The 22,089-nt window shown below is 31.3% G+C and carries 19 protein-coding genes and 1 other RNA gene; 11 read left to right on the plus strand and 9 right to left on the minus strand.

Going from position 1 to position 22,089, the window contains the following annotated elements:
• A partial coding sequence (locus ACI5KZ_RS02625; RefSeq protein ID WP_406846819.1) for a SprB repeat-containing protein occupies positions 1 to 4,299 on the minus strand: 4,299 nt, incomplete at its 3' end.
• Between the two features lie 30 nt (positions 4,300 to 4,329).
• The gene (locus ACI5KZ_RS02630; RefSeq protein WP_123808406.1) at positions 4,330 to 4,842 is read right to left on the minus strand and encodes a hypothetical protein; all 513 of its coding nucleotides are present in this window, start codon (positions 4,840 to 4,842) and stop codon (positions 4,330 to 4,332) included.
• A 486-nt stretch (positions 4,843 to 5,328) separates the two neighbouring features.
• On the opposite strand from ACI5KZ_RS02630, the gene ACI5KZ_RS02635 reads away from it, so the two are divergent.
• The 4 genes from ACI5KZ_RS02635 to ACI5KZ_RS02650 all read left to right on the plus strand — a co-directional run bounded on the left by ACI5KZ_RS02635 (position 5,329) and on the right by ACI5KZ_RS02650 (position 9,584).
• Positions 5,329 to 5,817 carry a SixA phosphatase family protein gene (locus ACI5KZ_RS02635; protein ID WP_406846820.1) on the plus strand — a complete coding sequence of 163 codons (489 nt, stop codon included), beginning with the start codon at positions 5,329 to 5,331 and terminating at the stop codon, positions 5,815 to 5,817.
• A 169-nt stretch (positions 5,818 to 5,986) separates the two neighbouring features.
• Positions 5,987 to 8,050 carry a polyphosphate kinase 1 gene (gene ppk1, locus ACI5KZ_RS02640; RefSeq protein WP_109309867.1) on the plus strand — a complete coding sequence of 688 codons (2,064 nt, stop codon included), beginning with the start codon at positions 5,987 to 5,989 and terminating at the stop codon, positions 8,048 to 8,050.
• Positions 8,051 to 8,052: 2 nt separating this feature from the next.
• A complete protein-coding gene (locus ACI5KZ_RS02645) occupies positions 8,053 to 8,958 on the plus strand; it encodes a Ppx/GppA phosphatase family protein (RefSeq protein ID WP_109309868.1) in 906 nt (301 codons plus the stop codon).
• Positions 8,959 to 9,056: 98 nt separating this feature from the next.
• Positions 9,057 to 9,584: a porin family protein gene (locus tag ACI5KZ_RS02650; protein WP_109309869.1), complete on the plus strand. Its 528-nt coding sequence runs from the start codon at positions 9,057 to 9,059 to the stop codon at positions 9,582 to 9,584.
• Between the two features lie 57 nt (positions 9,585 to 9,641).
• Here ACI5KZ_RS02650 and ACI5KZ_RS02655 read toward each other — a convergent pair whose 3' ends face one another.
• Genes ACI5KZ_RS02655 through ACI5KZ_RS02665 form a run of 3 tightly spaced genes read right to left on the minus strand, consistent with a single transcriptional unit; the run spans position 9,642 to position 12,578 of the window.
• Positions 9,642 to 10,223 (minus strand): tRNA-(ms[2]io[6]A)-hydroxylase, encoded by a 582-nt coding sequence (locus ACI5KZ_RS02655; protein ID WP_406847038.1) that lies wholly within the window; start codon positions 10,221 to 10,223, stop codon positions 9,642 to 9,644.
• Between the two features lie 31 nt (positions 10,224 to 10,254).
• Complete coding sequence (locus ACI5KZ_RS02660; protein WP_109309870.1) at positions 10,255 to 10,827, minus strand: hypothetical protein; 573 nt, start codon at positions 10,825 to 10,827, stop codon at positions 10,255 to 10,257.
• A gap of 2 nt (positions 10,828 to 10,829) precedes the next feature.
• Positions 10,830 to 12,578, minus strand: a complete 1,749-nt coding sequence (locus ACI5KZ_RS02665) for a DNA polymerase III subunit gamma/tau (RefSeq protein ID WP_109309871.1) — start codon at positions 12,576 to 12,578, stop codon at positions 10,830 to 10,832.
• Positions 12,579 to 12,666: 88 nt separating this feature from the next.
• On the opposite strand from ACI5KZ_RS02665, the gene rnpB reads away from it, so the two are divergent.
• Positions 12,667 to 13,006: RNase P RNA component class A (rnpB, locus tag ACI5KZ_RS02670), an RNA gene on the plus strand.
• A 41-nt stretch (positions 13,007 to 13,047) separates the two neighbouring features.
• Here the strand turns inward: rnpB and ACI5KZ_RS02675 are convergent.
• Genes ACI5KZ_RS02675 through ACI5KZ_RS02685 form a run of 3 tightly spaced genes read right to left on the minus strand, consistent with a single transcriptional unit; the run spans position 13,048 to position 15,144 of the window.
• Positions 13,048 to 13,605 carry an RsmD family RNA methyltransferase gene (locus tag ACI5KZ_RS02675; RefSeq protein ID WP_109309872.1) on the minus strand — a complete coding sequence of 186 codons (558 nt, stop codon included), beginning with the start codon at positions 13,603 to 13,605 and terminating at the stop codon, positions 13,048 to 13,050.
• Positions 13,605 to 14,447: a DUF3822 family protein gene (locus ACI5KZ_RS02680; RefSeq protein WP_406846821.1), complete on the minus strand. Its 843-nt coding sequence runs from the start codon at positions 14,445 to 14,447 to the stop codon at positions 13,605 to 13,607. The genes ACI5KZ_RS02675 and ACI5KZ_RS02680 overlap by 1 nt, the downstream gene beginning before the upstream one ends.
• Positions 14,410 to 15,144 (minus strand): hypothetical protein, encoded by a 735-nt coding sequence (locus ACI5KZ_RS02685; protein WP_406846822.1) that lies wholly within the window; start codon positions 15,142 to 15,144, stop codon positions 14,410 to 14,412. Before ACI5KZ_RS02685 ends, ACI5KZ_RS02680 begins: the two co-directional genes overlap by 38 nt.
• Positions 15,145 to 15,267: 123 nt before the next feature.
• Between ACI5KZ_RS02685 and ACI5KZ_RS02690 the strand changes: the two genes are divergently transcribed.
• From ACI5KZ_RS02690 to ACI5KZ_RS02715, 6 genes are read left to right on the plus strand one after another with little or no spacing between them, the layout of a single operon-like run.
• Positions 15,268 to 16,692, plus strand: a complete 1,425-nt coding sequence (locus tag ACI5KZ_RS02690) for an ATP-dependent RecD-like DNA helicase (protein WP_406846823.1) — start codon at positions 15,268 to 15,270, stop codon at positions 16,690 to 16,692.
• Positions 16,693 to 16,710: 18 nt separating this feature from the next.
• Positions 16,711 to 17,277: a DUF4126 domain-containing protein gene (locus ACI5KZ_RS02695; RefSeq protein ID WP_406846824.1), complete on the plus strand. Its 567-nt coding sequence runs from the start codon at positions 16,711 to 16,713 to the stop codon at positions 17,275 to 17,277.
• Positions 17,278 to 17,326: 49 nt separating this feature from the next.
• Entirely contained in the window at positions 17,327 to 18,055 is a 729-nt protein-coding gene (gene kdsB, locus ACI5KZ_RS02700) for a 3-deoxy-manno-octulosonate cytidylyltransferase (RefSeq protein ID WP_109309875.1), read from the plus strand.
• Between the two features lie 3 nt (positions 18,056 to 18,058).
• Positions 18,059 to 18,769: an HAD family hydrolase gene (locus tag ACI5KZ_RS02705; protein ID WP_109309876.1), complete on the plus strand. Its 711-nt coding sequence runs from the start codon at positions 18,059 to 18,061 to the stop codon at positions 18,767 to 18,769.
• A 21-nt stretch (positions 18,770 to 18,790) separates the two neighbouring features.
• Positions 18,791 to 19,873 carry an iron-containing alcohol dehydrogenase family protein gene (locus tag ACI5KZ_RS02710; RefSeq protein WP_406846825.1) on the plus strand — a complete coding sequence of 361 codons (1,083 nt, stop codon included), beginning with the start codon at positions 18,791 to 18,793 and terminating at the stop codon, positions 19,871 to 19,873.
• Between the two features lies 1 nt (position 19,874).
• Entirely contained in the window at positions 19,875 to 20,423 is a 549-nt protein-coding gene (locus tag ACI5KZ_RS02715) for a 1-acyl-sn-glycerol-3-phosphate acyltransferase (RefSeq protein WP_109309877.1), read from the plus strand.
• A 149-nt stretch (positions 20,424 to 20,572) separates the two neighbouring features.
• On the opposite strand, the gene ACI5KZ_RS02720 is transcribed toward ACI5KZ_RS02715, so the two are convergent.
• Positions 20,573 to 22,039, minus strand: coding sequence for a carboxypeptidase-like regulatory domain-containing protein (locus tag ACI5KZ_RS02720; RefSeq protein WP_406846826.1), 1,467 nt, complete (start codon positions 22,037 to 22,039; stop codon positions 20,573 to 20,575).
• Between the last annotated feature and the right edge of the window lie 50 nt (positions 22,040 to 22,089).

A 22,089-nucleotide genomic window follows, 5' to 3' on the forward strand; every position in this document is an offset into this window, starting at 1 on the left:
AAATGGTTCAAATTCAACAGTTACTCTATGTACGTAATTTTGCGAGTTTCCAGCACAATCTGTATATGTCCAAGTATAAGTTACTTCGCCTTCACAAGCTGGAGCATCAGATACAACAGGTCCAACAGGAGTGATGTCGTTACCACAATTATCTGTAACTGATGGAGGTGTTGGTACATTAATGTTAGCCACACAATCAACTGTATCGGTTGTTTCAGCAATAGGATCTAAGTCCGCAAAATCAATCGTTACTCTATGTACGTAGTTTTGAGAGTTCCCAGCACAGTCTGTATATGTCCAAGTATAAGTTACTTCGCCTTCACAAGCTGGAGCATCAGATACAACAGGTCCTACAGGAGTGATGTCGTTACCACAATTATCTGTAACTGTTGGAGGTGTTGGTACATTAATGTTAGCCACACAATCAACTGTATCGGTTGTTTCAGCAATAGGATCTAAGTCCGCAAAATCAATCGTTACTCTATGTACGTAGTTTTGCGAGTTCCCAGCACAGTCTGTATATGTCCAAGTATAAGTTACTTCGCCTTCACAAGCTGGAGCATCAGATACAACAGGTCCTACAGGAGTGATGTCGTTACCACAATTATCTGTTACTGTTGGAGGTGTTGGCACATTAATGTTAGCCACACAATCAGCAGTATCAGTTGTTTCAGCAATAGGATCTAAGTCCGCAAAATCAATCGTTACTCTATGTACGTAGTTTTGCGAGTTCCCAGCACAGTCTGTATATGTCCAAGTATAAGTTACTTCGCCTTCACAAGCTGGAGCATCAGATACAACAGGTCCTACAGGAGTGATGTCGTTACCACAATTATCTGTAACTGATGGAGGTGTTGGCACATTAATGTTAGCCACACAATCAGCAGTATCGGTTGTTTCAGCAATAGGATCAAGATTGATATATTCTATGGTATAAACATATGACCAAGTATCTTGATTATTATTACAATCAGTATAGGTATAGGTATAAGTTCTTGTTCCTTCACAAGTTATTGGATCTGGACTATCTGTTATAACTGCATTTGATGGAGTTAAATTATTACCACAAGCATCAGTAATTGTTGGAATTGTAAATGTTTCAGTTGCTTCAGATAAACAATTTACCGGTTCAGCACCATCGGCTTCATTAATAGTTAAAGCAGGTGTATTAATAGTTATTGTTTGATCTGCTGTTGCGGCAATGCCACAACCATCAACAATTGTAAATGTTCTTGTAATAATAAGAGGACAAGAACCTGACGAATTATCTTGATAAGTTATACTAGTAACATTATCTTCAGTAAATGTACCACCTTCAGCTAAAAACTCTGCTTCAGTAATAGCTGTATCAGTTTCGCTGTAAGGTAATGAAGTTAGACCTCCATTAGTAATATCTGTAGCTAGACAGCCTTCAATAGAAAAATTATTAGGCGCTGTTATTGTAGGAGGCGTAGCGTCTTCAACAGTAATTTCATATTCAGCAGTAGCACTACAATTAGAATCTACATCTTCAACTAAAACAGTATAAGTTCCAGCAGGTAAACCTGAAATATCTTGAGTTGTAGAGCTTCCAGCATCATTCCATGCGTATGTATAATTACCAGAACCTCCAGTAACTGAGATATCAATAGCACCAGTGTTTCCATTAGCACAGTCTGTAGGAGTTAAATCTTCTAAAGTAATACTAATTTCTTCAAGCACTTCTACAGTTATAGCTACAAGATCTCCTTGACAAGCTTCACTAGGACCTTCAGAAACATAATAAGTAAATGTTCCAGCAGTAGTGGTATTTGGTGTTAATGTAGTTTGTCCAATTGCTCCAGGATCATTGTTTGTATAAAATAATAAAACATAACTTGGATCTGTTGAAGTAGCTGTTAAAGGGCTAGCTGTCTCGTTTAAACAATATGTTAAGTTATCAGCCGTTGGAACAGTTACAAGTTCATTTATTTCAATTGTAAAGATATAGTTACAACCTGAATCCCCAGGAGGTATAGCATAGTAAGTTGATACACCAGTGTTTGCAGGGAATGGGTTGTTTAAATCATAAATTTCAGTATTTGAATCAATAGGGTATTCATTAGTAAAAACTGAGCCAGGTGGGAAATTACCAGAAATTTCAGAAACAGGAATACCATTTACTGTGCTACCACAGTAAAAGAATTCTCTTTCTACAGAGGCATCTGTACAATTATCGAGGATAAATTGTTCTGAATCAATTCCTATTTCAATAGGATCTGCGTTTGGTTCTCCTTGACAGACACCATTTGTTTGATATCCTTGAATGAGAGGTAAAGAATAATCTGTGCTTGACAATTGACCCGTACCTTCAATATAACCACCTAAAAGCACAATTTTTGGTGCGCAATTGTCATTAATAAGTATGGAACAATCTGTAGTAGCTTTTAATTCGAAAGTAATATCGGCCAATAACATATTAAGACCTAAAGTACCTTCTTCTTCTGTACCTTCGTTTAATGGAATATAAGGCATATCCCAAATAATGGCACCTGTAGCACCTTCTGCAGCGTCAAAGTATGGTGGATTAGATTGGAATAATGTATGATATTGATTTGTGCTAATACTTCCAGGGACATAATTTGATGTAAATGGAATTGGTATCACCAATCTACCATCAACAATTGCTTCAGACCCTTTGTTTTTGACTTCTATTTTATAACTAGCAATATCGCCAGGAGTTACAACTGGGTTTGCAGGAGCTGGGTTTCCATTAATTGTTTCTAAAGATAATAAACCTTCAGTTTCTGGTATATAGGCATCTACTGAAAAAGTTACATTATGAATAGAATACGTATCTCCATTTGTAAAATATTTAAAGGATGTACTTGTTTGTTGATTATCAATAATGGATTTATTCGCATTATTAATATAAAACATACTAATATCTATTCCTGTATTATTTAATAAACTAGGATTTCTTAAGTTTCCACCTGTATTTATTGAGGATTTAAAAAAGTTATTGGTATTGTTTCCAGAATGACTTAAGGTTGTATAAGTGTTGGTGTCTCTATTTTCAATTTGGAATGTATCACCAGTAAAGGCAACATCACCTTCACCACCCATAACACCTAATTTTACATTTACATCTCCACTCTGAACGGCATTAAATCCATCAACATCAATAATGTATTGATTATTACTTCCAGAAACCACATAAGCATGCCCATCAAAAACAGTTACATCACGCCATTTCATTTTAGTGTTTTCGTAAACAACAACCATTCCCCAGCCACCATAGTAACCGGTACCATCTGGATCACCTTCTCTCAACGCAATATCTGCAACAAAATAGTTACCTAGACCATGTGTTTTAACATAATCTGTAACTTCTTTGTATGCAGAATACATATAATCGTCTGATGAAGTTGGGTAATAAATATCATTCGCATCTGCCGTTAATTGGGTGTAATTTCCAGCACCTGGACCCTTAATTGAAACTTTACGTTTATCGTAATTTTTTGTTATGGTAGTATATTCGTCTACTGTTTCTAAATAAGAAATATTTACATAAGCTCTATCTGTCCATTGTAATCTTAAACGTGTTACTTCCAAGGTATAATTTGCATCAGAATGTATTTGATAAGGTGTGCTTAAATACGCATTGTTATCATCCACAGAATTAGTTGGGACAACCGTTTCTGGGCCACTATTTACAGAGACATGTAATGTTTCGTTATTGCCAGATGTTCTATATATAAAACTTATGACATTGCCTGCACCTGAAGGTGTAAACGTGTATGTATATGTGCCACCAGAACTACTAATATCTAGGGAGTAATTAGTATTAGGTATATTTTCATTATCATAAATAACATCTGTAGTGTTTATTTGTTGCGTTGTTGTGTTTCCTGTAGGGACATTTTTAGTTACAGTAAATGTATTACTCGAACCAGCACGACCATTCCAATATAAACCAGCATATACAATGTTAGAACATTCTTGAATGGCGCCGTTTTCTTCTGAAAGTTCAAGTACTGCAGATGAAGAGTTTAAGGTGTTGACATCAGAATCAATATCAACATAACGCATGTCGTTACCACCGTTGTTGGTGTTATCACCATAAGATACCAAAGTTAAATTGGTGTTTCCCATCATGGTAAAATCCCCTTTAACATTGTATATGGTTTTTGACGGAGTGTAAATTGAAGTTCTCGGTTCAAAATCAACTCTTACTTGACTATAACTATAAAATGTAGCTGATAAGAAAATAACAGCTACTAATGCAAATTGAGCAAAAGATTTATAGTTTTTAAATTTTGAAGTGTATAAGTTTTCCATTTGTGTAACTTTTAATGAAGTTAATACCAATTATGAGCGATTAAATATTTTGTAAAAAATACTAATCTCAGGATCGGCATTTTGGATAAAGTTTCTTATTTGGTTTTCTGTGATTAAGAATTCACTTTTAATATAGATGTATTTTAAATTAGCAAACCCTCTAATATCATCTACAATAAAAGGTCTTGATAAATCACTTAGAGATGTTACATTAATAGTTATCATTTCTACTTTATTATACAAGGCATTTCTATTTGATAAAAATGGAATAGAATTGACGTCCTTAAGTTTTAGCACTTTTGGAGAAGCAACACCTACAACATTTTCTACATTATTATTTTTAATGTAGACAGAAGGTTCTAAGTCGTATAATAAATCTTGTGGATAGTTTGTAATTCTTGATGACCTTAATGAATTTTGGTCCGAATTATCAGGCAGTTTATAAATGTTATTTTCTTGCGCAAAACTTATGCTTGTAAAGAAAATCATCATAAAACAAACTAATAAATAGTTTGTAAACGTTAGTTTAATTCTATTTCTCATAATTTTTTTAAGTTTAATTTTGTTAAACCTTAAATAATAAAATGTAAAACTTTAATAAAATTATATTTTAAGTAATTCTATTACAGTATTTTGTATTGGTTGTTGAGGGAAGTACATTGATACATCAATGTAAAATGGATTAAGTAAATTTTTTAGACTTGGGATCATTTTTAATTAATAGCTTACGTAACAAATAAATAGCGATTAAACAATCCAATCAAATAAAAATGTTAAATAACTTATAAATTCGATAAGATGAGAGTTAGAAACACTTAATCGGTAAAATAGATTAATTAGCCGATTGAGTTTTATGGCCCCAAACTTTTAAACTAGTTATTTGTTATTTAAATTTTTAAGATTTTATAGTCATAATAAATAATATTTGATATTTTTAATAGCTCACTGTATTTTTAAAGTAGCCAAAATAAGTCATATGTCCGACATACGCAACACTTTATCGATAAAAAATGCATTTAATCGTAAAAAATGAAAAAACTAATCATAATTAGACATGCTAAATCTTCTTGGGAAGAGAATCTTAGTGATCATGATAGAGGGTTGAAAACTAGAGGGTTACAAGATGCTAAATTAGTCTCATTGCAGTTTAAACAATTAGAAATGGTTCCAGACAAAGTACTTTCAAGTACTGCAAAAAGAGCAAAAAAAACGGCCGAAATATTTATAAATAATTTAAATATTAATAATAAAAGCCTCATTTTAAATGCAAATCTTTATGATTTTTCTGGAGAAAATCTTGTTGAAGTGATTAAAACAGTTGAAAATGATATAAATAGTTTAATGATTTTTGGTCATAATCATGCATTAACATATTTTGTAAATACATATGGAGATAGATATATAGAAAATGTTCCTACAAGTGGATTAGTAGTCATAGATTTTCAAATAGACTCTTGGCAGTATATTAAGAAAGGTCATACAACTCATATTATGTTTCCTAAAGATTATAGAGAATAACTTAATACTGTAATTATTATAGCATGAATACATGGTATACAATGTTTTTTAAGTAAACTCCATCCTTAAACCTGTACTTTTTTTACATATTAAAGTAGATGAAGTATGGCAAAATTCTTCTTAATAATAAATTCTAATAGAATATATTTGTAGTAATAAATTCGATTTTATGACAAAAGCAGAAAAGCTTGATAATAATTATATAAATAGAGAAATTAGTTGGCTGCAATTTAATGCTAGAGTGCTGCAAGAAGCGGCCGATAAAAATGTACCTATAATTGAAAGGTTAAGATTTCTTGGAATTTTTTCTAACAACCTGGATGAATTTTTTAAAGTAAGATACGCAACGGTTAAACGAATTGTTGAAGCTGGAAAAGGAGCAAAAAGTGAATTAGGGGGTATTAGAGCACAAGAATTGCTAGAAGAAATTACTCAAATAGTAATTGAACAACAAAGCGAAAGTTTAAAGATTTTAAGTAATATAGAAAAGCAACTTGAAAAGGAACATATTTTTATTATTAATGAAACGGAAATAGATGCATCTCAACATCAGTTTGTTAAACAATATTTTATTCAAAAAGTAAGTCCAGCTTTAGTAACCATTATTTTAAGTCATCAAGTAGAACTTCCAAATTTAAAAGATAGTGCTGCTTATTTAGCCGTAAAGATGGTTTTAAATAATGCAAATCATCAATATGCTTTAATTGAAATTTCTAAAACCATGGATCGTTTTGTGGTTTTACCAGAAAAAGATGGTAAAAGTTACATTATCATGCTAGACGATTTATTGCGATATTGTTTACATGATATCTTTAATATATTTGATTATGATAGCATTTCTGCTCATATGATAAAAATAACAAGAGATGCTGAACTAGATTTTGAAAGTGATTTAAGTAAAAGTTTTATAGAAAAAATATCAGATAGTGTTAAACATAGACAAATTGGAGAACCTGTAAGATTTGTATACGATAAGACAATAGACAAAGAAACCTTATCTTATTTAATGGCAAAAATGGGAATTGATTCTCACGATAGTATCATTCCAGGTGGTAGATATCATAACAGAAGAGATTATATGGGCTTTCCAAGTCTTGGAAGAACAGATTTACTCTATTCTAAAATCGAACCATTACCTGTAAAAGGATTAAGTTTAGAAGAAAGTATTTTTGATAGTGTTTCTAAAAAAGATTATCTGCAATATGCACCATATCATACGTTTTCATATGTTGTTAAATTTCTTCGTGAAGCAGCTTTAGATCCAGCTGTTAGAACGATAAAAATAACCATCTATAGATTAGCTGAAATCTCTCATGTTGCAAGTTCCTTAATTAATGCTGCAAAAAACGGTAAAAAAGTAACAGTTTCTATTGAGATTCAAGCACGTTTCGATGAACAAGCAAACATCGATTATGCCGAACAAATGCAAAATGAAGGTGTCAACATGATTTTTGGAGTTCAAGGCTTAAAAGTACATAGTAAAATGTGTGTCATTGAACGTGAAGAAAATAATAAATTAAAGCGTTATGGATTTGTAAGTACAGGAAACTTTAATGAATCTACAGCTATGATTTATACAGATTACACCTTGTTTACTTCAGATCAAAGAATATTAAAAGATCTTAACAAAGTCTTTAGTTTCTTCGAAATAAACTATAAGATATATAGATATAAACACATAATTACATCACCACATTATACACAAAAAGCTTTTTTTAAACTTATTGATACAGAAATTCAAAATGTAAAAGACGGAAAACCTGCATATATTCGGTTAAAAATGAATAGTTTATCGAGCTTTCAGATGGCAGATAAGTTATATGAAGCCAGTAGAGCAGGAGTTAAAATTCAAATGATAATTCGTGGTATCTGTTGTTTAATTCCGGGAGTTAAAGGAATGAGCGAAAACATTGAAGTTATTAGTATTGTTGATAAATTTTTAGAACATACGAGACTCTACATGTTTTGTAACAATAACAATCCTAAAGTATATATTTCTTCGGCCGATTTTATGACTAGAAATATAGAAAATAGAGTAGAAGTAAGTTGTCCAATTTACGATGAAGACATTAAACAAGAACTTATAGAAACCTTCAACATTTCTTGGAGCGATAATGTTAAAGCTAGAATTCTCAATAAATCACAAAAAAATGAATATAGAAAAAGTAAAGCACCAAAAGTAAGGTCGCAATTTGCTTTGTACGATTATTATTCTAAAAAACTGGAAAATTAAATATGCTTTCAATAAAAAAATATGCTGCAATAGATATTGGTTCAAATGCTGTTAGGTTGCTTATAGCAAATATTATTGAGGAAAAAGGAAAAGAAACTCGCTTTAAAAAAAGCTCATTGGTACGTGTCCCTGTTCGTCTTGGAGCCGATGTTTTTTTAGAACAAACCATTTCAGAATACAATAAAAATCGAATTATCGATACTATGAAAGCTTTTAAGCTATTAATGAAAACGCATAATGTTGTAAAATATAAAGCTTGCGCAACTTCAGCCATGCGAGAAGCAATTAATGGAAATGAGATCACAGAATTAGTCTATAAAAACACTCAAATAAAAATTGATATTATAGAAGGCGAAGAGGAAGCAGCTATCATTGCAGCAACAGATTTACATTCGTATATAGATAAAAACAAAACCTATCTGTATGTAGATGTTGGTGGTGGAAGTAGTGAGTTTACTGTAATTAGTAAAGGAGAATCTATAACCTCTAAATCGTTTAAGATTGGAACCGTAAGACTGCTAAACGATATTGTGAAAAAAGAAACTTGGCAGGATCTAGAAAATTGGATTAAGCAAAACACAGAAGCTTATGAAAAAGTAGATGTCATTGGTTCTGGAGGGAATATCAATAAAATATTTAAAATTTCTGGTAAAGCCTTGGGTAAACCTTTGACTTATTTTTACTTAACGTCTTATTATAATACCTTACAATCTTATTCTTACGAAGAGCGTATTACAGAATTAGATCTTAATCAAGATCGTGCCGATGTTATTATTCCTGCAACAAGAATTTATCTTTCAGCAATGAAATGGAGTGGCGCAAAAGACATCTATGTTCCAAAGATAGGATTATCCGATGGGATTATTAAAAGCATCTACTACGACACAGTTTCTAGCAATACACAGTAAAAATTATACATTTAATCTTTATTATATATCACTTTTCATCAAAACATATATATTAGCCTCATTAGAAACCCGAAACTACTTTTTAAAATATTTTTATTATGAAAAAAACAATTTTTATTTTGGCTTTTGTAATATGCTCTACATATTCATTTTCACAAGGAAGCCTATATGGCGTTCGTGCTGGATTAAACATTTCCAATCTGGATTTCGATCCAAGTCCAGTGTTTGAAAACACACATAGAAATGGTTTTGCCATAGGATTTTTTGGTGAATACGACCTATCTAAAACAATTGCAATTGCTCCAGAAATTCAATTTTCTGCTGAAGGTGCTAAAGACAAAGATTTAAGAATAGATTATATACAAATCCCAATCTTATTTAAATATCGATTTGGCGAGAGGTTCTCTATAGGAGCAGGACCAATGGCTGGTGTTAAAGTGTGGGAACATGAAGACAATAGAAAAAACTTTGCTTTTTCGATGGTTGGAGGTTTAGAACTCTTTATTACAAACGATATTTTTATCGATGCTAGATATCATTATGGATTTACCAATGTTATTGATAACGAATCCACTTTCGAAGCAAAAAACAGCAACATCCAAATAGGTGTTGGTGTCAAGATTTAAACAATAATTGAAACATAAAAAAACTCCGATACTTATAGCATCGGAGTTTTTTTATGTTTATCCATGAATAGTTTCCTTCTTGCTCAAGTCTTTCATGATACCTGCTTCAAAATCAAGAAGGTCTTGCCATTTATCATCGACTTCTTTTCGGTCACCATATTGTCTCGCAAAACCTAAAAACATGGTATAATGGTTGGCTTCGCTTACCATTAAATTTCTATAAAACTCAGCAAGTTCTTTGTCTTCCAACTCTTCCGAAAGCAACCTAAAACGCTCACAACTTCTGGCTTCAATTAATGCTGCATAAAGCAACCTGTGTACTAGTTGTGTGGTTCTGCTACCTCCTTTAGGAAAGAATGTAAAGAGTTTTAAAACATACTCGTCTTTTCTATCGCGACCCAAAGTCCAACCGTTATCTAAAATACGATCGTGGACCATTTTAAAATGACTAATTTCTTCTTTTACCAAAGCAATCATTTCTTGTACAAGCTCTGTATATTCAGGAAAACCTACTATTAAAGAAATAGCTGTACTGGCAGCTTTTTGCTCGCAATAGGCATGATCTGTTAAGATGTCTTCAATATTTTTTTCTACAATGTTTACCCAACGTGGATCTGTTGGTAATTTTAAGCCTAACATGATTTTTTGTTTAGTCATTTTATAAAATTAACTAATTAGAATATGCATAAAGTTCTTTAACTTCCTGTAATTTATAAGTGCCTTCGGAATGAATTACAAGATCCCAAAAGTGTATGTTTTTACTATCTATTTTCTGAATCATTGCAGAAAGAACCACTTTGTTGTCTTCAATAGATGAAGATTCATCTAAGGATAATTTAACTATGGCATTGTTTAATTGTAGATCTTCTATAATTGTATCTAAAAACTGTTTATCAACTTTTTTATTAAAAATTTCTTTCGAATCTTTTGTAATTATAACTTCTGAAACAAACTCTCTATAATATTCTTTGTGGTTTATAGTGTCGCGATTAAAAGTGTTCAAGACACTTTGTTCCATGTTGGAGTATGTTTTCATTTTTATATGAAAACCATTACTTAGAATGGTGTCTGTTACAACTTCAGTATAGCTTTCTGGAATGTAAGTGATGTTTTCAGAAAAAGAATCTAATAATTTATTTTCTAATAAAACTTCAGTATTGGATTTAAAAACACGATCTCTGCCATCGCAACTAGCCAATAAAATAAATAAGATAAGGAATAAAGAAGAAAATAAAGTTTTCATAATTAAATATCTAAATCGAACGTTTTTCTTAAGGTCTCAATAGCTGGATTTTTCTCCAACAATTTCTCATACTTGTCCCTGGATGTATAAGCATATTTCTTTTCCATCTCTTCATTAACGTCAATGGATAAATGAAGATCGTAATTATTTAAGGATTTTTTTAAAAACACCATCAAATCGTATTGTTGACGTTCAACTTCAACTTTGTTCGTCGCATTTGGAAATTCTAAATATATGGTTGTTCCCTTAACTTTTGGCGTGTCTATAGAAAGAATTGAAGCTAGATTAAACTGTCCTTTTTCTTCTAATTGTTTGACAAAAGTGTTCCATAAAGACATGAATTCTTCGTTTGTAAAACTGTCTGTTGGTAAATTTTCTTCATCAACAACCACTTCCATCTGCTTGATTTGATGTTCTTTTTTAGCTCTAATACTTTTTAAAGACAAACCAGAAGTGGCTTTTTTACCACTATTTAATGAAATTTTAGGAGTTTCAATTTTTGGCTTAAGAACTTCCTTTTTTATATTCCCAGAAGTTTGAGCTATTTGTGTTGTGGCATTAGATGAAGTGTCCTGTATTGGTTTGTCAGTCTTTTTATTTTGAATTTCTGGTACAGCAACAGGAACTGGCTTAATGCCTTTTTTAATAAAGTAACTAGCAGGAATTATGAAGTTTTTGCTATTTTTTTTTTCTCCATCATAAGTGATAGAGGCAAGCTGCATAAGGCATAATTCAACAAGTAACCGTTGATTTTTACTGGTTTTATATTTCAAATCACATTCGTTTGCCATTTCAATACCTTGGAGTAAAAACGATTGTGATGTTTTTTGAGATTGAATGAGATATTTCTCTTTAGTTTCTTCGCCAACTTCTAATAGTTCTATGGTTTCAGAATTTTTACAAACTAATAAATCTCTAAAATGAGATGCTAATCCAGCAATGTAATGATGGCCATCAAAACCCTTGGCTAAAATACTATTAAACTGAACCAATAAGCTTGGAATATTATTTTCAAGTATGTAGTCTGTACTTGTAAAATAGGTTTCATAATCAAGGACGTTTAAGTTTTCGGTAACAGCCTGTCTGGTTAAATTTTTTCCTGTAAAGCTAACCACACGATCGAATATGGAAAGCGCATCACGCATAGCTCCATCTGCTTTTTGCGCAATAATATGAAGGGCATCGTCTTCAGCAGTAACACCTTGTTCTTTAGCAATATATTTTAAATACTCTTTAGCGTCTTTAACAGTAATGCGTTTAAAATCGAAAATTTGACAACGAGATAAAATCGTTGGAATAATTTTATGTTTTTCTGTTGTTGCAAGAATAAAAATACAATGTTTTGGAGGCTCTTCTAAGGTTTTTAAAAAAGCATTAAAAGCAGCTTGAGAAAGCATGTGGACTTCATCGATAATATACACCTTGTACTTTCCTACTTGTGGTGGAATACGAACCTGGTCTGTTAATTCTCTAATTTGATCGACGCCATTGTTTGAAGCAGCATCTAGCTCAAAAATGTTAAAAGCAAAATCTTCATCTTCTTTTTCAGTTCCATCACTATTAATCATCTTCGCTAAAATTCGCGCACATGTTGTTTTCCCTACACCACGAGGTCCAGTAAAAAGAAGTGCTTGTGCTAAATGATTGTTTTCAATAGCATTTAATAAGGTATTTGTAATAGCCTGCTGCCCCACAACATCTTTAAATGTTTGGGGTCTGTATTTACGTGCAGATACTACAAAATGTTCCATACAACAAAGTTAAAAATTCAATTCAGAATTTAGAATTCTGGCTTCAGTATTTAATAGTATTTATTAACAATTTGTGTACTTTTGCCAACAAGTAGATTGCCTTATCGAACCAAACTTGTTTTGGTTAGGAAAGTCCGAACACCAAAGTGCAACATAGTGGTTAATGGCCACCAGTCGTGAGGCTAGGAAAAGTGCAACAGAAAGTATGTACAGGTAATGCTGTAGTGAAACCAGGTAAACTCTATGTGGTGCAATGTCATGTAAACCAACGTTTGAGAGCTGCACGCTTGATGTTGGAGGGTAGGCAGCTAAAGTGTATTGGTAACAATGCACTCAGATAAATGATAAGGATGTTTTGAACTATTGTTGGGGAGATCCTGAAATGAGTTCAGGACATACAGAATTCGGCTTATAGATTTACTTAAATAAACAATCCCATTTAGTGTATGCTATTTGGGATTTTTTTTAACTATTCTTCTTCGTCATTATTTTTAATCTCAAAAAAGCTAAACATATTTCCACCATAACTTTTAGAATAATTATAATTATCAATTTGAGATAAGTCTGTATGTTTAGAATGTTCAACTATTAAAATGCCATTTTTTTCTAATAAGTTGTTTTTAAAAACGATTTCTGGAATTTTAGTAAAGTCTTCAATTGAAAAATCATAAGGCGGATCTGCAAATACGATTGTAGCTTTTTGCGTTGTTTTTTCAAGAAACTTAAACACTTCGCTTTTAATGGTTTGTATTGGCATCTCGAAACTACGAGCTGTTTCATTTATAAATTTGATGCAACCATAATCTTGATCGACACATGTTATTTGTGTTGTGCCTCTGGATGCAAATTCATAGCTAATGTTGCCAGTTCCAGCAAAAAGATCTAAAACGGAAATATTATTGAAATAATATAAGTTGTTTAGAATGTTAAATAAAGCTTCTTTAGCCATGTCTGTTGTTGGACGAACAGGTAATTTTTTTGGAGCAGTAATTCGTCTGCCTTTAAATTTTCCAGAAACGATGCGCATTAAAAGCTTTGTGTTAATACAAAATCTGAATAATTAGATTTTGGTTTGTTAGTATAATTATAGGTGTTCGGCTTAGTTCCAAAAGTTATATGTCTAATATATTTATAGGTAATTGTATATAAGTTGGATTCCTTATCAATATCACCTAGAAAGATAAGCTGTATTTTTTCAGGGTTTAATTTTAGTTGTTCTACAGTAAAAAGAATATAATAGATAAAATCTTCTTGACTAGAATAATCGAATGTGTTGTATAAGACTAATTTTCCTTTATCTGTAGCTACAATTTCAAAATGTTCTTTATTTACATGGACATAAAGTTTCGCATCTTCAGCATGTTTTTCTATTTGAAGTACTTTTTCAATTAAAATTGATGAAAAATGATTGTAAGTAAAACTACCAAAAGTGTCATAAATATAATTGTTAATATTTACGTATGGAACATAAACAGAGACACTTTCATTAATGTCTAATGAGTCATAAGCAATAAAATCGGATTTTAAAATTTTAGAATTAAATTTTAAATAGTCAGCTAGCAGTTCTTCATCAAATAGAGCTTTAGGAACAATAGTGGCTAACTCATTAACATAAATAACATGAATGTTGTTAAAATCTTGTTGTAACTCACTTTCAGTATTAAAAAGATGTTTTAGAAAATCTAAAGCATCAAAAGGAGAGAGTTTTTTTTCTTTCTCAAAATGCTTTAAATAGGTAATGGTATTTGATTTTTTATTTAGAACACAAAAAGAAAGTCCATTCAAACTTATTTGAATGGACAAATCTATATGTTTTAATGTTTTTGGCGTATTATTCGCTATCTCCATAGGTTTTTGGCCAGTTTCCATTGGTTTTAACTTCGGTCATAGAACCCACTCTTAAAGCGTCTCCATTAACACCATCGACAGAAACAACTTCGTTTTCTTGAGCTATTAAATCTTTATCTTGATCAGATAAAATAACAGCTTTTTTAACGCTAGCTTCAAAAACTGGTATTTTTAAATCGTTTTGTTCTAATAAACCAGCTTTCATCTCAAATTGTGTATCTGTATTTGGCACGTTCATCATTGTTCTAAATCTATCAGAATTCTTAAATAAAGAATCTTTCACAGACTTAAATCCTAAAGTATCAATAATTGTAATTTCTTTAGTAGTTTCTACGCCGCCATAACGTTTTGTTAACTCTTCATCTATTACTGTAGAGTCTCTACGTTGCGTAATAGTATATTTTGCAGTATCTAAAAATTTCACCAAGTTATCGAAATTAGGTGCAAATTTACCTGTAACTTGTTGATGCGCTAATTGAGCATCTCTAATATCAATTAGTTTATCAATAACTAGTGCATAACGTTTATCCTTTACTTTGTTAAATTGGATAGGTTCGTATACAGACATAAAAGTCTGGTATCCTAAAAAGATAATTAAAGCCCATAGAACAATTGTTAAAACAGGCTTCATTTTAGAAGGAATAAATTTGTCAATTAGCCATACTAAACCAATTGTAACTAGTATTACAGCAACAGCTATAAGAATTATTTTAAACATAGTGTTAGTTATTAAATTTAATTAAGGTACAACGCAAATCTACAATTTTTTTTTAATCGTTAAAACCAAAGCACGTAAAAATCATTAGTATCTTTGATGAAATATTAAAATTTAACACCTTTCATGACTTCTTCGGAATTTTATTCTCTTATAAAACAGCAATTTCCATTTCATCCAACGACTAAGCAAGATATTGTTTTATTACAATTATCTGATTTTATTTTTAGTAATAGTCCAAATGATTTGTATTTGTTAAAAGGCTATGCAGGAACAGGAAAAACAACCATAGTTGGTACTATTGTTTCCAATCTATGGAAAGCAAAAAAGAGTGCCGTTTTAATGGCACCAACAGGAAGAGCTGCAAAAGTGATAGCAAATTATTCAGGAAAAGAAGCTTTTACCATTCATAAAAAAATATATTTTCCAAAAAAAGAAAAAAGTGGCAGCGTTAAATTTGTATTACAACCAAACAAACATAAAAACACCATTTTTATTGTAGATGAAGCTTCGATGATTCCAGATACTCCAAGTGAATCCAAATTATTAGAAAACGGTTCCCTTCTTGATGATCTAATGCAATATGTTTATTCTGGACATAAATGTAAATTATTATTAATTGGAGATACAGCTCAATTACCACCAGTAAAGTTAGATTTAAGCCCAGCTTTAGATGCCAACACACTTGGTTTAAATTACAACAAAGAAGTCATTAAAATGGAACTAGATGAAGTTGTAAGACAAGAACAAGATTCTGGAATCCTTGTAAATGCTACTAATTTAAGAGAATCTTTATCCAATGCTTTTTTCGATACGTTTAAGTTTCATTTAAAAGGCTTTGAAGATATTGTTAGACTCATAGATGGTCAGGAAATTATGGATGCCATTAATGATTCTTATAGTCAATTAGGGAACGAGGAAACAGCCATTATTGTTAGAAGCAATAAACGTGCAAATATGTATAACGAGCAAATTAGAAATAGAATTCTTTTTAATGAAAATGAGCTAACTGCTGGAGATTACTTAATGGTTGTTAAGAATAATTACTTTTGGATAAAACCAACAACAGAAGCAGGATTTATTGCCAATGGAGATATTATTGAAGTTTTAGAAATCTTTAATATTATTAATCTTTATGGGTTTCGTTTTGCTGAAGTTAAATTAAGAATGGTCGATTATCCAAAAATGCAACCTTTTGAAACCGTTTTGTTGTTAGACACTATTTCTGCTGAAACTCCTTCGCTTACCTATGAGGATTCGAACAGGTTATATCAAGAAGTGATGAAAGACTATGAAAATGAAACCAGCAATTATAAAAAGTTTTTAAGTGTTAAAAACAATAAATATTTTAATGCGCTACAAGTCAAATTCTCTTATGCAATTACCTGTCATAAATCTCAAGGGGGTCAATGGAACACCGTTTTTGTAGAACAGCCTTATTTGCCTGATGGAATTACAAAAGATTATCTTAGATGGCTTTATACAGCTGTAACTCGAGCCAAAGACAAATTGTACCTTATCGGTTTTAAAGATGACTTTTTTGAAGAATAATTTTAGAAATTAATAATCATGTCAATAGAATCTATATTAAGTATTTTTTTAGGTGTCGGATTAGCAGCTTCGGTAGGATTTCGTGTCTTTGTACCATTATTTGTTTTAAGCCTGGCAGCACATTTTCAGGTATGGGAACTAAATGAATCATGGCTCTGGATTGGAAGTTTACCAGCAGTAATCGTTTTAGGTGTTGCCACCATTGTCGAGATTTTAGCCTACTATGTGCCTTTTATAGATAATTTGCTAGATACTATTGCAGTTCCTTTGGCAGCCATTGCAGGAACAGCTATCATGGTTTCTACAGCTATAGATTTAAGCCCTGTTTTTACATGGGCTTTGGCTATTATTGCCGGAGGAGGAACTGCAGCTGTAATTGCAGGTACCACCTCTGCAACTAGGTTAGCTTCAACATCTACAACTGCAGGATTTGCAAACCCCATAGTTTCAACCCTAGAAACAGGAACCTCAATATTGTTAGCCATTATTTCAATATTTTTGCCAATTTTAGCTATTGTTTTGGTTTTTATTATTGGTTTTATCATTTTTAAGATTTACCGAAAGTTTAAGCCCTTGAAACCTTAAAATATCTTTTAAAAATCCTATTTTTGAATTCATAAAGGAAAAACAATAGATGAAAATAATTTCCATGATTCCAGCACGATATAGTGCATCACGATTTCCAGGAAAACTTATGCAAGACTTGGAAGGGAAATCGGTAATAAGAAGAACGTATGAAGCAACTGTTAATACCAAGTTGTTTGATGATGTTTTTGTAGTTACAGACAGTCAGATTATTTTCGATGAAATTGTGAATCATGGTGGAAAAGCCATCATGAGTAAAAAAGATCATGACTGTGGAAGCGATAGAATTGCAGAAGCTGTTGAATTTATGGACATAGATATCGTGGTAAACGTTCAAGGAGATGAACCTTTTACTGAAGTGTCTTCATTAAAAAAACTCATTGAAGTTTTTAAAAACGATGTTGATAAAGGCATAGATTTAGCCTCTTTAATGGTTCATATTACAGATTGGGAAGAAATTAAAAACCCAAATACAGTTAAAGTTATTACAGACAAAAATAGTTTTGCCTTGTATTTTTCTAGAAGCCCAATTCCGTTTCCTAGAGACGAATCGGTCGATGTTAAATACTATAAGCACAAAGGTGTTTATGCATTTAGAAAAGAGGCCTTATTAGATTTTTATAGATTACCAATGCTTTCTTTAGAAGCTTCAGAAAAAATTGAATGTATTCGTTATTTAGAATATAGTAAAAAAATAAAAATGGTTGAAACTCACGTTCAAGGTGTTGAAATAGATACACCAGAAGATTTAGATCGTGCAAAAAAACTTTGGAAATAGATATTGAATAAAGAATACAAACATATTAAAGTAATAGGCTTTGATGCAGATGATACCCTTTGGGTTAACGAAACTTATTTTCGAGATGCCGAAGATGCTTTTGCTAACCTATTATCTAAATATGAAACTGTAAATAAAATAGATCAAGAGCTCTTTAAAATGGAGATGAAAAACCTGCCATTATATGGTTATGGTGTTAAGGGTTTTATTTTATCCATGGTCGAAATGGCATTGGAATTATCCAATAATAATGTGTCTAATAAAACTATTCAAACTATATTAGATATAGGAAAAGACATGATTAATAAACCTGTTGAATTACTTGAAGGTGTTGAAACTGTTTTAAAAATACTTTCAGAAAATTACAGATTAATTTTAGCAACCAAAGGCGATTTATTAGACCAAGAACGTAAACTAGAAAAATCTGGTCTTATAGATTACTTTCATCATATTGAGGTATTAAGCGATAAACAAGAGGCTAATTATTCTAAACTATTAAATCGGTTAGATATTAAACCCTCAGAGTTTTTAATGATTGGAAACTCGTTAAAATCAGATATATTACCTTTAGTAAACATTAAAGCACATGCTATACATGTTCCTTTTCATACTACTTGGACTCACGAACAAGTAGAGGAAAGCGAAACCAATGGCAAAACGTATAAAACGGTAAATAACTTATTAGATATTCTACCATTATTAAATGAATTATGAAATTTTAGTTACAATAAATACATGAGTTTTAAAAATTTTCCAATGGTGTCCAAGGTCGTTTTTGGACGTGGCTGTTTTAATCAATTAGGAGATATTATTTCCCCAAATAGATTAAGCACTAAAGCACCATTTATTTATATCGTTGACGACGTATTTAAAGGGAATCCTTGGCTAACCTCTAGAATCCCTTTATCTTACGATGATAAGATTTATTACATTTCTGCAAACGAAGAACCAAAAACTTCTCAAGTAGACGAACTTGTTGAAGAAATAATTCTTAGTTATAAAGAACTGCCTTCAGGAATTATTGGAATAGGAGGAGGAACCATTATGGATTTAGCCAAGGCCATTTCAATTATGCTTACTAACGATGGTGAATCTAAAGATTATCAAGGGTGGGATTTAGTTAAAAAACCAGCCATTTATCATGTTGGAGTGCCAACCATATCTGGAACTGGAGCAGAAGTATCGCGGACTACAATTCTAACTGGTCCCGAAAGAAAATTAGGTATTAATAGTGATTTTACACCTTTCGATCAAGTTGTTTTAGACCCAGAATTAACCAAAGATGTTCCTAAAGACCAATGGTTTTATACAGGCATGGACTGTTATGTACATTGTATAGAATCTTTAAATGGTACTTATCTTAATTCATTTAGTCAAAGTTATGGCGAAAAAGCCTTAGAATTATGCAAAGAGATTTTTTTAGGAGAAACGCTTTCTAAAGAAGAATCTGATGATAAGTTAATGATGGCTTCCTGGCATGGTGGCATGAGTATAGCTTATTCTCAAGTTGGAGTCGCACATGCTATGAGTTATGGGTTAGGATATTTATTAGGTGTTAAACATGGTGTAGGAAACTGTATCGTATTTGAACATCTGGAAGAGTATTATCCAGAAGGTGTGGCAATGTATAAAGCCATGCGTGAGAAACATAATATTAACATTCCACAAGGTATTTGTGCAAATTTATCTGATAAAGAATTTGACATTATGATTGATGTTGCTTTAAGTTTAGAACCTCTTTGGGAAAATGCATTAGGTAAACATTGGCAAAAATCTATGACTCGCGAAAAATTAAAAGACCTTTACCAGAAAATGTAATATGCAAAAACTTGCAAAATTTATATACTTTAAACTATTAGGTTGGAAATTAGTTGGTAATACCACAATGTCTAAGGATACAGTTAAAAAAGCTGTAGTGATAGCTTTGCCACATACCAGTTGGCACGATTTCTATATTGGGTTGTTACTTAGAACAGTAATTGGAATAAAATCGAATTTCGTTGGTAAAAAAGAACTTTTTGTTTGGCCATTTAAATATTATTTTAGAGCCATTGGTGGTAGACCAATAGATAGAACTTCTGGTCAAAATAAAGTGGAAGCCATTGCTAAATTATTTGATGAAGATGAAGAGTTTAGATTGACCTTAGCTCCTGAAGGTACACGAAAAAAAGTAACTGAGTGGCGAACAGGTTTTTATTATATTGCTAAAGCTGCAAATGTTCCAATTATCATGTTTACATTAGATTTTGAAAACAAACAAAATAGAATATCTGAACCATTTTATTTAACAGACAATATGGAAGCAGATTTCAAATTTATGAAACAATTTTATAAAGGAGTTGTTGGTAAATTTCCTGAATATTCTTAGAACTATAAATTTGGCATATATTTTGAGTCTATTAATTACGTTTAGTAGATGAAACATAAAGTAAACTTTTGTCCCTAAAAAGAAACATTTACTACTAAAAAAAGCTACTTATTTTTAAGTAGCTTTTGCTTTTTTGAGTTGTATTATTTCTAGTCTATCACTTTAAATTCTTTCATTTCTTTTAATGGCTCTAGTACATTATAATCTTGCCAATAATTTGGATCGAAAGCTTTAAGCGTTTCATATTCTATTTTTTGTTTTTCTTTAGTTGCATTATATTCTGAAGGCAGTATATCTTTTTGTCCCATGATTAAAATTTCATTTTTTTCCTTAAATACACCTTCAACTTTAAAATTGAAAGATACTTTTTCGCGACTGTCATTGTCTTTAAATTTAATAGGTCTGTCTACATAAAAATATCTATCTAATTGATCTGTCATATAATTCGGATAATAAAAGCCATCATCATGTTTTTTGTATATTACAAAGCCTTTTTTGTTTTGTTCAATGTATTTGATGCCTAATAAAAGTTTCAAATTTAGTTTTTCACCAATACGTCCTTTAGCAAATTTATAATCTGCTTTTAGAATGGCAAAGGTTTCATGAGAGACGTAGAATACACCTTCAAAATCTGCAGAACTTCTTCTAGGAGCATAAGCAATAACATATACCATTTCGGGACCTATAAAGGTAATATCCTTTATTTCGTATTTGTATTTTCTTGTATCTGTTATAAAATTTAAAATGGTTTCTGATGAAAATCCATGGCTTTCAACCATGTTGTGGATCATTTTTCGAACAAATTTTAGAGAATTTATAGTGTCCTCAGCTTTATCATTATCCTCGTTTAAAGAAACAGAATCAGACACTTTAAATAAACCAGATTTAACTGTATAAATTTTATCTTCATCTAAATGCTTTAAGACAATAGCCTTTCCTTTTTCTGCTAGTTTTTCAACAGATTGGTCGTTGCGTTCATCCAATAAACGAATGGCTTTTTCAACGTTTAGTTTAGACTCGTCTTTGTTTTTAATTTTTAATTGGCCAACAAGCTCTGTATATTGTTTCGATTTATTCGTTATTAAGGATCTTTCTAATTCGTCAAAATCTTTATTAAATGCTTCTAATTGTTTTTTCTTAAAACCTGATGACTTATCGATTTCAAAATCGGCATCTTTACCAAGAATGTATTCTGTTCTTCTACTAAAAATATTATATTCAATTAGATTGTTTTTATAGTTTCTTTTTAGGTTTCTATTTACATAATACATTATAGAATCTATGGTCAAAGGTTTGTTGGTTAAATAGACTTCATACAATTCGTTTACCTGCTCAGCAAGCTTATATTCTCTAGAAGTAAATTCTTTTAATTCAAGTCCCGATTTTTCAAAACCTAAACATGATATATATACAGAATCTGTTGGTTTAAAACCCTCTGTAGTAATTGAAAAGTTGCCCTCTTCATTTGTAATTACACCATAATTCTCACCAATTTGAATAGTTGCATAAGGAATAGGCTCATTCGTTTTTGTTAGTACTTTACCAGATACTTGTTGAGCAAATCCTAAAAAAATATAGCTAATTGACAATAGGATGGTTAAAGGTTTTTTATACATAAGTTTTTATTTTTAAAACGATTGACTTCTTGATTTGTTACCTATAAAGA

The organism is Xanthomarina sp. GH4-25 (assembly GCF_045363175.1).
Classification (GTDB): domain Bacteria; phylum Bacteroidota; class Bacteroidia; order Flavobacteriales; family Flavobacteriaceae; genus Xanthomarina.

Excerpts from the sequence above, each read along its gene's own strand:
- ACI5KZ_RS02685 (WP_406846822.1), bottom strand. The coding sequence starts at position 15,144 with ATGTTTAAAATAATTCTTATAGCTGTTGCTGTAATACTAGTTACAATT.
- ACI5KZ_RS02675 (WP_109309872.1), bottom strand. The coding sequence starts at position 13,605 with ATGCGCATCGTTTCTGGAAAATTTAAAGGCAGACGAATTACTGCTCCA.
- ACI5KZ_RS02630 (WP_123808406.1), bottom strand. The coding sequence starts at position 4,842 with ATGAGAAATAGAATTAAACTAACGTTTACAAACTATTTATTAGTTTGT.
- ACI5KZ_RS02680 (WP_406846821.1), bottom strand. The coding sequence starts at position 14,447 with ATGGAAACTGGCCAAAAACCTATGGAGATAGCGAATAATACGCCAAAA.
- ACI5KZ_RS02710 (WP_406846825.1), top strand. The coding sequence starts at position 18,791 with ATGAGTTTTAAAAATTTTCCAATGGTGTCCAAGGTCGTTTTTGGACGT.
- kdsB (WP_109309875.1), top strand. The coding sequence starts at position 17,327 with ATGAAAATAATTTCCATGATTCCAGCACGATATAGTGCATCACGATTT.
- ACI5KZ_RS02665 (WP_109309871.1), bottom strand. The coding sequence starts at position 12,578 with ATGGAACATTTTGTAGTATCTGCACGTAAATACAGACCCCAAACATTT.
- ACI5KZ_RS02660 (WP_109309870.1), bottom strand. The coding sequence starts at position 10,827 with ATGAAAACTTTATTTTCTTCTTTATTCCTTATCTTATTTATTTTATTG.
- ppk1 (WP_109309867.1), top strand. The coding sequence starts at position 5,987 with ATGACAAAAGCAGAAAAGCTTGATAATAATTATATAAATAGAGAAATT.
- ACI5KZ_RS02645 (WP_109309868.1), top strand. The coding sequence starts at position 8,053 with ATGCTTTCAATAAAAAAATATGCTGCAATAGATATTGGTTCAAATGCT.
- ACI5KZ_RS02635 (WP_406846820.1), top strand. The coding sequence starts at position 5,329 with ATGAAAAAACTAATCATAATTAGACATGCTAAATCTTCTTGGGAAGAG.
- ACI5KZ_RS02690 (WP_406846823.1), top strand. The coding sequence starts at position 15,268 with ATGACTTCTTCGGAATTTTATTCTCTTATAAAACAGCAATTTCCATTT.
- ACI5KZ_RS02655 (WP_406847038.1), bottom strand. The coding sequence starts at position 10,223 with ATGTTAGGCTTAAAATTACCAACAGATCCACGTTGGGTAAACATTGTA.
- ACI5KZ_RS02720 (WP_406846826.1), bottom strand. The coding sequence starts at position 22,039 with ATGTATAAAAAACCTTTAACCATCCTATTGTCAATTAGCTATATTTTT.
- ACI5KZ_RS02695 (WP_406846824.1), top strand. The coding sequence starts at position 16,711 with ATGTCAATAGAATCTATATTAAGTATTTTTTTAGGTGTCGGATTAGCA.
- ACI5KZ_RS02715 (WP_109309877.1), top strand. The coding sequence starts at position 19,875 with ATGCAAAAACTTGCAAAATTTATATACTTTAAACTATTAGGTTGGAAA.
- ACI5KZ_RS02650 (WP_109309869.1), top strand. The coding sequence starts at position 9,057 with ATGAAAAAAACAATTTTTATTTTGGCTTTTGTAATATGCTCTACATAT.